We start from the raw sequence: 12723 nt of genomic DNA on the forward strand, positions 1-12723 counted from the left end.
ATGAATAAATCACATTATATATACAGTTCACTTTTAATGACGGCATTATTGTTCAATTCCTGTTCATCCCGTTTTCTCGATGTAGAACCTATGACAAGTGTTTTAGAAAGTAATTTCTATAAGACAGTAGCCGATGCAGATATGGCATTAGTCGGTTGTTATGATGGCTACCAGCTGACGGTATCCAATGGTCACCAATCCTTTTATTTAACAGCAGAGGTAGCAGCAGATCATTGTTTTGGAGGAACTGGTACTACCGATGGTCGTGTATTTCAGGCAATTGATCGTTTTAATATTGCTGAATCTTCGTCTGATAATAATATTTTTGACGGTACTTGGTCAGATTACTATGTCGGTATTTTTAGAGCGAATACCTTGCTAAGTAAGTTGGATGGGACTGACTTTGCTAATCAGGTAACTGCAAGAGCACGGATAGAGGGAGAAACTAAGTTTTTGCGTGCTCTGATGTATTTTGATTTGGTTCGTTTATTTGAGAATATTCCTTTACTGACCACTCCTACAAGTGATAATATTCCTCAAGCAGATCCTAAGGAGGTATACAAATTAATTGTGGAGGATCTTAAATTTGCGGCAAGCAATATTCCTGCAGATGCCTATCCAAAATCGGCAGCAGGAACTAACGATGGGCGAGCAACACCTCTAGCGGCAAAGGCATTATTAGCACGTGTTTATTTATTCTATACTGGATATTATGGCACAGAAGATATTGGCATCACAAAAGCGGAAGCATTGACCGGGCTAGAAGAGGTGATTAGTAGTGGTCAATTTGCTTTAGTAGAAAACTTTAATACACTCTGGCCTGCGGCTAGCTATATTCCAAACGGAAGTAACAACTCATTGGATATATCCAAATATGCAGGAAAAGGAAATTCGGAAGTTGTATTTGCCCAGAAGTTTAATAATACTTCCAATTACAATGGATATGTTGATGGCAATCGCTGGATTGTTTTCTTAGGACTGAGAGGTAAAAGCTGGTCACCATATGGTCAGGGTTGGGGCGCTTGTACGGTCAGTAAAAACTTCTTTAATAAATTTGATAATCATGATACCCGAAAAGTTGCTTCGATAATTGATATTGATGGAGAGGGAATCACTGGATTTGACCTGAAAGATCAACGTGAATATACTGGATTTGTGGTAAAAAAATATGCTCCTACCGCATTTCCAGATGGTACTACCAATACAGGAGGAGATAAAGATATGCAGTTGTCTCAAGATCAGGATTATTTCGTGATCCGTTATGCAGATGTATTGCTAATGGCTGCCGAATTAGGATCGGGAAATGCTCAAAAGTATTTTGATGATGTGCGTAAAAGAGCTTATAAAACTAATTTCACACCTGCTGCGGTATCCAAGACTGCTATTTTAAGAGAAAGAGAATTTGAGTTTGCTTTCGAAGGGATTCGTTATTGGGATGTTTTAAGACAGGGATTAAATAATGCTGCGGTCATACTTGAAACTTCTGAGGAAGTACTTAGCGGTTCTGTTCCAGAGAAAGTTTCCGTCACAAAAGATAACTTTTTAAAAACACGAGGTTTTATGCAGATTCCTAATAAACAGATCACCTTATCCAATGGCGTACTCAAACAAAATGACGGATGGAATTAAGTTCATAGTAAAGTAAGTGATGGAAGTATGAGATTTATTCAAATGATCCTTTGTGTCTAATAAATCTGACAGCTTCTTATTCTTTAGATAAAATATGATTTAACGATGAAAAAAATATTACAGTATAGCATCTATTTCTTTTTTGGGATAGTTTTGTTAGGCGCATGCGCCCCTGAAAAGTATACATTAGGCGATATCGACGTAACTTCGGCTCAATTGGTAGAAGGATCTTCTTATAAAATTGAACATGATGTAAACAATCCAAATATCATTTACTTAACCAGTTTGATGGATGCAAAATATACCCCCTTATGGGATCATCCTCAAGGTCACAGTCAGGACAAAAAGGTAACCTTAAAAATGCCATTCCCTGGAGAATATAACGTGAAGTTTGGGGTTGAAACCCGTGGAGGAATAGTTTATGGAGAGCCAGTAACTTTTACGATCGATGATATGTATGCCGAATTTATAAGTGATGAAATTTGGACTATGCTGGCAGGTGGGGCAGGAGAAGAAAAAACTTGGTATCTAGATCTTGATCAACATGGAGTATCCAGAGCTTTTAAGGGACCAATGTATTTTTATGGTACAGGTGATTGGTGGGGAAATATCAATGCTAACGGAAAACCTTTGAATAGCGATTCGTGGCTTTGGGAACCCCAATGGAAAGATAATACTTGGCTTATGCCAGCTGGTGATTATGGTGAAATGACCTTTAATTTAAAAGGAGGTGCAAATGTCATCGTCAACCATAATATGTTGGGTAAAAAGCAAAAGGGAACATTTTTAATCGATATCGATACTAAAACGATACGGATGGTAGATGCTTCGCCATTACATGGGCAGCCGCAAGATGGTATAGTGGTCGATTGGGGAGATGTTCGGATTATGTCCCTCACTAAAAATACGATGCAATTGGCAGTCTTAAGAGATCCAGTTCTTTCTAACGACAGTGCAGCTATGTTGACCTTTAATTTTATTAGCAAAGATTACTATGATAGCTGGGAAGCATCAAATTAAGGAAACCCTGTATTTTCAAATTACATTAAAATAATTGCAGTTTAAAAAGGAATGTATGCTGTACTACAGTTCTAACAAACCTTTTCAGCATCGCATACAACATGATATTCACCATATGAAAAGAATTATCTTCAGTGTCTTTACCCTATTCATGGTATTTTGTATACAACTAGTATCGGGGCAGACAGGATTTAAAAACCCAATTATCAAAGGCTTTAATCCCGATCCTAGCATATGTCGGGTTGGCGATGATTTTTATTTGGTCACCTCTTCTTTCGAATATTTTCCAGGATTGCCGATTTATCATAGCAAAGATCTAATAAATTGGGAGCAGATAGGTCACTGCTTGACTCGTGAATCGCAATTAAAATTGCATAACGCACCATCTTCCAACGGATTATTTGCTCCTTCTATCCGTTATCATAATGGACTATTTTATGTGATAGGTACCAATATTTCGGATAAGGGTAATTTTTATTGCACAGCACAAAATCCTGCAGGACCATGGAGTGATCCCATTTGGGTCGATATCAAGAGTATAGACCCTGATATCTTTTGGGATGAAGATGGTAAAAGTTATTTCGTGACTCAAGGCAATGAAGGTATCGGTGTTACCGAGATCGAACTTAGCTCAGGAAAATTACTTTCTGATGTAAAGCTAGTTTGGGCAGGAACGGGAGGTCGTTTTCCAGAAGCACCACACCTTTACCGAAAAGACGATTATTATTATTTGTTACTTGGAGAAGGAGGAACTGAATATGCACACAGCGCAAGTATTGGACGGAGTCGTTCGATATGGGGCCCTTATGAATCCTGTCCGCTAAACCCTATTCTAAGTCATTCCAACAGAATGGGGCAGGCAAGTCCTATTCAAGGAGTAGGGCATGCAGACTTTATTCAATTAGCAGATGGTTCATGGTGGACCGTATTTTTAGGATTCAGAGTGACTCAGCCCTATACGTATTACCATATTTTAGGACGAGAAACATTTTTAGCTCCTGTGAGCTGGCCAAAAAATGGTTGGCCTCAGATTAATGGTAATGGTATTATTCAATTGGATATGGATGTTGCTCCTTTACCCAAACAACCTTTTTCAGATGCAGCAATTAGGGATGATTTTGATGGAGAAAAAATCAATATTCATTGGCAATACTTACGTAATCCAGAAGCTATAAATTATTCCTTGACTGAGCGTACTGGTTATTTACGTATGCAGAGCAGCACGACTACTCTGAATGAAGCTAAACCCCTTTCTTTTATTGGTCGAAGACAAACAGAACATGATTTTCAGGCAAGTACAGCATTTGAATTCATCTCCGATAAAGAGCATGAAGAAGCTGGTATGACTTTGTTTCAGACGAGCTCTCATCATTATGATTTTTTTCTTAGACGTAAAGGGAAGGGATATGTCGTCCAGTTGAGGGCTATGGTTGGCTCATTAAATTATATTGTTGCTGAAAAGGAAATCTCAACAAATAAAGTAGAATTGAAAATCAAAGGAACAGCGCTAGAATACCAGTTTGGTTATATAGATGCTAAAAACGGAGCATATATAACCATAGGTAAAATAGATACACGATATCTGAGTACTGAGGTTGCCGGTGGATTTACAGGCGTAATGATTGGTCTATATTCGACTTCTAATGGATATAAAACAAAAGCTCATGCTTTTTATGACTGGTTTGATTATGCTACTAACTAATGATCGTGAATGTTAACGCTTAATATTTTTTTATGTTAAATCGCTTGTTGCACTCGAATTATTTTCGAGCATTTATGATATTTTTCTTGTTTTTGGTTACAATATTATCCTCAGTAGCACAAATAAGAAAACAATTAAATTTCAATCAAGATTGGTTTTTTAAATTGGATTCGACTCAATCTTATTTGAACGATTCTCTTTTTTCGAAGTGGCGTCGACTTGACCTACCGCACGATTGGAGCATTGAAATGAACTTTGATAACCACAGTCCTGCAAGTAGTGGTGGTGGATATTTATCTGGAGGTATAGGTTGGTATAAAAAAGAGTTTACATTGCCTGATAAGGATAAGGGGCAGCTCGTATTTGTTGAATTTGAAGGTGTTTATGAGCAAAGTGAGGTTTGGATCAATGGCCACAGTGTTGGGAAAAGACCAAATGGATTTATCGGATTCAGTTATGATCTAACCGACTATATGCTATGGGAAGGAAAAAAAAATGTCATAACCGTAAAAGTTGATAATAGCAAACAGCCTAATACTAGATTTTATAGTGGATCGGGAATATACCGACCTGTTCAATTGGTGATACGCAATCCTATTAGTGTGGGGTATCATGGTACATTTGTCAAATCGTTGCATGTTGATTCACAAAAAGCTGATGTTCAATTGCAAGTAACAGTCGACAATAAATATCGGAAGATTGAAAATATTCAAATTAGATCATCAGTATTTTCTCCACAGGGTGTTCAAGTGCTATCTTTTAAACAAGGATTAAAACTTTTAGGAAATGAAAATTCACTATTCTCGAAAGAGATTACGCTAGATCACCCAAAGCTCTGGGATATGGATACTCCACAACAGTATAAATTTGTTGTAGAGATACTGAAAGGTGATCAAGTATTGGATCGCCATGAAACCAAATTTGGATTAAGATCTTTTATATTTGACAAGGATCAAGGTTTTATGATTAATGGCAGGCATTTAAAAATTAGGGGTGTCTGTATGCATAGTGATCTTGGTGCTCTCGGAATGGCCTTTAATAAGTCTGCTGCACTGCGGCAGTTGAAAATAATGAAAGATATGGGGGTAAATGGTATCCGTACTTCCCACAATCCTGCCTCAGAACAGTTCTTGGATCTATGCGATAGCCTGGGATTTATTGTGATGAATGAAACTTTCGATGTCTGGAAGTTTAAAAAAAATCCTTATGATTATCATTTATATTGGGATAATTGGTTTCGTAGAGATTTTGAAGACCATATCAAAAGAGACCGCAATCATCCTTCATTATTTATCTGGTGTTTAGGAAATGAAGCTCAAGAGCAGTGGCATTCCAAAGCAGACGGAATGAGGATTCCCAAAATATTAGCTTCTCTTGTGGATAGCTTGGATGGCACACGCCCCACTACAATTGCTAATAATGAAATGTCTAAGAACAACCCTGTACTAATGTCCGAAGCCATAGATTTGGTAGGATACAACTATAACCACCAGAAGTGGTCAACTTTCCATGAAGATCATCCGGGTAAAAAACTCATTGTGACTGAAAGTACATCAGCACTAGCAAGTCGAGGTCAATATGATTTATTATCGGTGGACTCCATGAGTATTTGGCCAGAGCGTTGGGATATTCCATTTAACGGAGGTAATACAGATAAAAATATATCTGCATATGATCATGTACATGCTCCTTGGGGTTCAAACCATCAAACAAGTTTGCGTGTATTTGAACAGAATGACTTTATTTCAGGTATGTTTGTGTGGACAGGTTTTGACTATTTGGGTGAACCCACTCCATATCTTTGGCCCGCTAGAAGTTCTTATTTTGGTATAGTAGATCTTGCAGGATACCCCAAAGATGTTTACTATTTATATCAAAGTGTTTGGTCGGATAAAACAGTGTTACATATTTTACCGCATTGGAACTGGAAGCAAAATGATCATGTAGATGTTGTTGTTTATTTTAATCAAGCAGACCGTGTAGACCTTTATTTAAATAACAGAAAAATCGGAGAGCAGTTTAAAAGTGTAGATCGTTATGATGCTGTATTTAAAGGTATACCTTTTGAACCAGGAGAATTAAAAGCCATTTCTTATCTCCATGGTAAAGAAGTGAAAACGTGCACTGTCGTTACAGCGAAGCCTGCGTATAAAATAAAGTTGACCTTGGAGCAAAATAATTTGAAATTGGATGAAAATGAATTGGCATTTGCGCAGGCAACTGTTGTTGATCAGGAAGGGAATCTCGTTCCAATGGCTACAAATGAAGTAGAATTTTCAATATTAGGTCGTGATGGAGAGATTGTAGCCACTGATAATGGTAGTACAACAGATCATACATCCTTTCAATCAACTAAAAGAAGGACTTTTAACGGAAAATCTTTAGCTATTGTAAAAGGTTCTAAAAAAGGAATTTGCCGCTTAATAGCGAAATCAAAAGGGCTTGTGTCCGATCAAGTAGAAATAAACTTTAGATAAATCACTATTAAAAGATATGGAGTAGTTTTTTAAAGCTATTAAGTGAAAGTAGTACACTTAATAGCTTTTTCACTTTATCCTATGTTAATTTATCCTCATTCGCTGACAAAATCGTTTACTAAATCTGATTCTCATTAACAGATAAAGTCAATTAGATAGCTTGTTTGAAAGTTACTTTTTCTTACTGAACAATTGGAATCAGCGTATTTTTTTCTAATCGCACTGCTACATACTTGACGGAGGTAAAACCATCTTCTCTTGAAATAATGTTGGAAAGGTCTAAACCTCTTTTAGAAAAAGTACTGATGAGAGCCGTGCGAAATGTGGATTTGGAGGAACCCCAGCCTTTTTCCGATACCGTATCATTGTTGAGTTGTATCAGTTCGTTGATGGTGTAATAACTGAATTTTTCCAGTAAGTGTTGATAAAGATTTGGTGTTGACATACAATTTAAAAATTTAAAGGATTAAACCATAAACTGTATCCAGATATTTTTGGTCGAAACCCATATTAATTTACCACCGCGGTTACTTAACTCGGTTGGTATTGCATCGTGCAATTCTGAATACTCTACAAAGTTAGTAGATTTTATTTTGAATCAAAATTTATTTTAAAATAATTAGATGTTATTCTTTTCTAGCATAGGTCTATGCTTACCTACATAGATTTTGCTATAGCTTCATGATCAAGTTTTATATGGATATTTTTTTGATGCAGTTACGCGATTCCTTTATTGGGGTAAAATACCGAATACCCGAGTTCTCAATGGTTAACTGTCTTGTTTTCTTTTAATTATTATTGTAGTTTTGGCCCATCACATGGATTCGTTTTGTCGATATTCGACAGAACGGGGATAAAAATGAAAAACAACTATAGCTCACTCGATAATTTAACTTTACAAAAGTTGATCCGAGCTGGAGACCAAGAAGCATTTAAGATCATTTATGAAAGGTATTGGGATAAGATATTTGTAATCTGTAATAACAGGCTTCCACAGACAGATATTGCGGAAGATCTTTTACAGGATATCTTTGTTTCTCTTTGGAAAAACCCCAAACTTGACGAAATTCAAAATCTTGAAGCCTATTTGTTTCAGGCAACAAAATTCTCTATTATCAAATATTTAAACCGATCATCTCGAGTTGAATATATTGATCATACCTCCTATGGTCTGTTGGATCGGATAGAAGAACTTAATTTGGATGATACCTTGAATTCAAAAGAACTTCAGCAACTTATTTTTCAGGAGATAGAACGACTACCGGAGAAGACCAAAATTATCTTTAATTATTCTCGAATCGACAATCTCAATAGTAAGGAAATCGCTGAAAAATTGAATATTTCACCTCGTACTGTTGAAAATCAAATAAGTAAAAGTCTAAAACATTTGAGGATTTTTATAAATAATTTGAAATCTTTATTATTTTTTTAATTTCGGCGTGCGTTGATTGATACTTGTGGTACTTCTATTATAGACCACGATTGTTAATCATATGAAATCGCAACAAGAAATAAAAGAAATTATTGCCCGTATCAACCAAGGTACGGCTTCTAAGGATGAGATCCGCCAATTTCAGCTTTGGTATAATAGTTTTGACGATAGTCAGACCGAGGTTGATAGCGATGTCCCTCTTGTTGAACTCCAACAGAAACATTGGGAAAATATAAACAATCGTATCGCTCCAGTGAAGATGAAGCAGATACAATGGTTATGGAAAGTCGCAGCAGCCATCGTGCTTTTTTCAGCAGCTGTTGCTTGGATATGGTTAAACCAACAATCTGACGTTGATAAACCGATATTTAGATCAGCAGTTCTAATAACAGATAATACAGGTCAGAGCGAAGAGATCAGTGGCGACCTAAAGGATTTTCTTGATACAGCAAATTATGTGGATCTGAGGAACTATAAATCGTTGAGCTCATTAGCAACTGGAAAAGGTGAATTTACAAAAGCCATTCTTCCTGATGGCACCAAAGTAACTTTAAATGTGGGATCTAAAATTTCTCTATCCCCAGATTATGCTAGTTCTTCCCAAAGGACAATCTCCTTGGAAGGCGAGGCTTATTTTGAAGTAACGACCATTCCGGGACGGAGCTTTGTGGTCACAACTTCAGATCAGCAAATAAAAGTTCTCGGAACAAAATTCAATGTAAAAGCATATGCCGACCTTGAAAAAACAATAACCACACTGCATGAGGGTAAAATCGAATTGACCAATGGTCGTCAAAGCTTGATTTTAAAACCAAATGACATGGTGCTCAATACAGATGGCTCCTTCATTCGTGAAAAACTAACCAGATCGGATAAGGAGGCTTGGCGCAATCTAGATTTTGAATTTGATAACGAATCTATTAAATCAGTCCTAGACCAATTGAGCGCTTGGTATGGTTTTGAGGTTGTATATCAGACATCTATACCTAATCAACATATTTCCGGTAAAATAGCAAATGGTTCCAAAACCGCCGATGTGCTTGAGATCATGAAAAACCTAACGAATGGAAATTTCCAGCTTAAAGGAAATCTTCTGTATGTAACTTTTGCAAATAATTAACCTTAAATACAATGAATGAAAAATTCTTTAAACGAAGCCCGGCTTTTTTAAAGCCCGAGTTGCTTTCGGTTAAACTCACTACCTTGGTGGCCATTGGATTGCTGACCTGTACTTCTCAGCATAGTTTTGCACAGCAAATTCAAGTAGATGGTACCAAAAAACCTTTAAAAACTGTCTTAAAGCAGATCGAAGACCAATCTGGTTATTCTTTTGTCTATGATGCTGATATTTTGGAAAACGATCCTGCTGTACAGCTTGCGCTCAATGAAAATGGGATTAAGGAAGCGCTAGCAAAATTATCCACAGCACTAGATGTTGAATATAAGATTGTCAATAAAACGATTACACTTACCAAGCCAAAAGTAAAGCAGGGCTCTACTGTATTGTTGAAGGGGCGGGTAGTGGTTGATGATCAAGACGGAAAAACAGCTGCCAATCAAGCCGGTGTAAGTGTAGCCTTAAAAGGTACGAGCAAAGTGATCGGTACGGACAATCGTGGCGAATTCAATATCGTAGCACCTGTGGAAGGTACGTTGATCATCAGCTATATCGGATATAAATCGCAGGAAATACCTGTCAAGGAGATCATGAAAAACTCGCGGATTGTATTGGAGAAGAGTATGGATTACCTGGATGAAGTTATTGTCACGGCTTATGGAACCAAAGAGTCGCGTGAAAATCAGACGGGATCTGCTTTTGTGATCACAAGAAAGGAATTGGAAAATAGACCTACACTTCGTCTTGATGCTTTGTTGGAAGGTATTGTACCCGGAATTGAATTCAATTCACAAGATGCGGGCACGAATAGTTCAGCCCGATCACGCTACAGTACACGCATACGTGGTGAATCGTCCACGGTAGGTGGAACAACTTCCAATGAGCCTCTATGGGTGGTGGATGGCGTACCGCTCTATACCGGTGGAACGACCAATTCGATCCCCGGGATGCAGAACTCGATCAGTCCATTGACCTATATAAATCCCAATGATATCGAGAGCGTGACCGTCCTTAAAGACGCAAGTGCTACGACCATATATGGAGCCAATGGTTCAAATGGGGTAATCTTGATCACCACTCGTAAAGGTAAGGGAGCACCAAAACTTAATTATACATTCCGTTCAGGGATCAATAAACGTCCCACGACATACCTCAACCAGCTCAACGGTCTTCAATACCTGAATCTCGTCAAAGATATGGGAATGATGGATCAACTGGGTAAATTAGATACCAATCAAAATACAAATTGGGCAGATGTCTACAATCGTACTGGCTTGACAACCTTGCATAATGTAAGTCTTTCGGGCTCCACAGATGCAGCACGCTATTTCCTAGCTGCCAATGTGTACGATGAAAAACACATGATCATTGGCAACACCACCAAGCGCTATGATGTACGTTCCAATGTAAGTGGTAATGTCGGAAAACGCTTGATTCTCAATTCAACCCTATCGGCTTCCTATACCAAAGACGATATGTTCAATCCTGGAAATGCCTATTTTCAATACAGTCCACTCATCAGTCCTTATGGACCTAATGGAAGTTATATAGAACGAGATCCAAATGGTAATTTGTTGCAAAATATGCCGGGATTATCTGATCAAAATGATCAGAAACAAGAAGCCGCCCATGTGCTTGGATCATTAGGATTCAGCTATCAATTAATGGATGGATTAAAGTTTACCAATCTGAATGGAGCTGATTTTACCAGTGTCAATGAGGATATGTATAATTCGATGTATAATTATTCTGGTGCCTCAAGTAATGGAAGTGCATATCGAGGACAGTCACAAGTGCTCAATTTAATCAGTACCAATACATTGACTTTTGATAGGAAGATATTTGGTGGAGATTTTGACCTTTTAGTGGGTACCGAAGCGAGAAAAGAGGAGCGTCGTTCTGTTTCTGCGACAGGAAGCAATTTTCCCAATGACGATATCCGAGAAGTTGGTTTTGTGGCAGTAACAAGTCGTGTAGGAACAACAAGTCGTGACAAACAGACTCTACTTTCTTATTTTGGGCGAGCTGGTTATGTATATGACAAACGCTATGCGATCAACTACACCTATCGAAAAGATGGAAGTTCCAATTTCGGAAAGGATGTTAAATGGGGTACATTTAGTTCTGTAGGCGCTGCCTGGACTGCGAGTAATGAGTCTTTTTGGCCTAAAAATAAAGTGATCGATTTCTTGAAATTTAAAGTGTCTTACGGGAACAATGGTAACTCTAGATTTAATTCATCTTATGCCAGCGGTATTTATAAATACGATGCCGACTATAGTTATGGCGGTAATTCTGGTACAACGATGACAAGAGGTGTCAATGACGGACTGAAATGGGAAACAACCAAAATGCTCAACACGGGTATAGATTTTAGATTATTTGAAAGATTTAATATTGCCGCAGAATTTTATCGAAATGTAACGCATGATATGATTGACAATGCCTATGTCTCGATGGTAACAGGATTTCGCCGTACCTATGAAAATGTAGGTAAAATGCAGAATACCGGAATCGAACTGAGTGTGAACGGAGATATCATCAAAAAAGAAAAGTTTAATTGGAGTGCCAGTTTTATCCTATCCTCCAATCGTAATAAAGTATTGGAGTTAAATGAAGATATCGATCGGGTATCGGGAACTACGATTATGCGTCCTGGTTATAACTCAAGATCTTATTATTTAGTACGTTGGGCTGGCGTAGATCCTTCTACTGGTGATCCGATGTGGTATGACGTAAATGGCAATATTACCAAAACTTTTAATACCAATGATCGGGTCATTGCTGGTGATGCGACACACAAGTATTATGGTGGTCTGACTAACTATATCACATATGATAACTGGAACTTTTCTGTCTTTTTTAAATATGCAAAAGGAGGGCTTTATTTTGATCAAGCAGGCAGAAACAATGGTTTGGATGGTCTTAGTATTTTAAGTGGAAATCAATCCATTGATATGTTAAATTCTTGGCGTTTTCCAGGACAGTTGGCCACTTCACCTAGGCTTTCGAATACAAGTACATCGTCCATCATGAATTCTACTCGCTTTTTATTGGATAGGACATACCTCAAATTGGACAACATCAGCTTAGGTTATACTTTTAAAGCCGGATTAATAGAACGCTTAAAACTAAGTCATATCTCAGTGACCGCTATGGCCAGCAATTTGGCGATATGGACACCCTATTCAGCAAAAAAAGGGACAATCAAGAATTATGAAACATTAGCTAAGCAATACGGTGTAACAAGCAGTAGTGTCGTAGATAATACCTATGCCAACATGCTTTCAGAATCTAGCCGAGTGCTTAACTATTCTTTGAATATCAATATTGGTTTTTAAAATAA

Annotated in this window: 8 protein-coding genes and 1 riboswitch; of the genes, 7 read left to right on the plus strand and 1 reads right to left on the minus strand. The window is 37.6% G+C overall.

Annotated elements, in window-relative coordinates; all coding sequences use genetic code 11:
- From C8N37_RS19965 to C8N37_RS19980, 4 genes are all read left to right on the plus strand, one after another.
- Entirely contained in the window at positions 1-1629 is a 1629-nt protein-coding gene (locus tag C8N37_RS19965) for a RagB/SusD family nutrient uptake outer membrane protein (protein ID WP_108160587.1), read from the plus strand.
- Between the two features lie 105 nt (positions 1630-1734).
- A complete protein-coding gene (locus C8N37_RS19970; protein WP_108160588.1) occupies positions 1735-2649 on the plus strand; it encodes a hypothetical protein in 915 nt (304 codons plus the stop codon).
- Positions 2650-2764: 115 nt separating this feature from the next.
- Complete coding sequence (locus tag C8N37_RS19975; protein WP_108160667.1) at positions 2765-4351, plus strand: glycoside hydrolase family 43 protein; 1587 nt, start codon at positions 2765-2767, stop codon at positions 4349-4351.
- A 92-nt stretch (positions 4352-4443) separates the two neighbouring features.
- Entirely contained in the window at positions 4444-6828 is a 2385-nt protein-coding gene (locus C8N37_RS19980) for a glycoside hydrolase family 2 TIM barrel-domain containing protein (protein WP_211322314.1), read from the plus strand.
- A gap of 181 nt (positions 6829-7009) precedes the next feature.
- On the opposite strand, the gene C8N37_RS19985 is transcribed toward C8N37_RS19980, so the two are convergent.
- Entirely contained in the window at positions 7010-7273 is a 264-nt protein-coding gene (locus C8N37_RS19985; protein WP_045752720.1) for a hypothetical protein, read from the minus strand.
- A gap of 35 nt (positions 7274-7308) precedes the next feature.
- Positions 7309-7402, minus strand: a riboswitch (SAM-I-IV-variant riboswitch).
- Positions 7403-7687: 285 nt separating this feature from the next.
- On the opposite strand from C8N37_RS19985, the gene C8N37_RS19990 reads away from it, so the two are divergent.
- The 3 genes from C8N37_RS19990 (at position 7688) to C8N37_RS20000 (ending at position 12718) form a co-directional block, all read left to right on the plus strand.
- A complete protein-coding gene (locus C8N37_RS19990; RefSeq protein ID WP_108160590.1) occupies positions 7688-8260 on the plus strand; it encodes an RNA polymerase sigma-70 factor in 573 nt (190 codons plus the stop codon).
- Between the two features lie 61 nt (positions 8261-8321).
- The gene (locus C8N37_RS19995; protein ID WP_108160591.1) at positions 8322-9380 is read left to right on the plus strand and encodes a FecR family protein; all 1059 of its coding nucleotides are present in this window, start codon (positions 8322-8324) and stop codon (positions 9378-9380) included.
- An 11-nt stretch (positions 9381-9391) separates the two neighbouring features.
- On the plus strand, positions 9392-12718 hold the full coding sequence (locus C8N37_RS20000) for a SusC/RagA family TonB-linked outer membrane protein (protein WP_108160592.1): 3327 nt from the start codon (positions 9392-9394) through the stop codon (positions 12716-12718).
- Positions 12719-12723: the final 5 nt, after the last annotated feature.

Origin of the sequence: Sphingobacterium faecium, from assembly GCF_003054045.1 — a bacterium.
GTDB classification, from domain to species: domain Bacteria; phylum Bacteroidota; class Bacteroidia; order Sphingobacteriales; family Sphingobacteriaceae; genus Sphingobacterium; species Sphingobacterium faecium.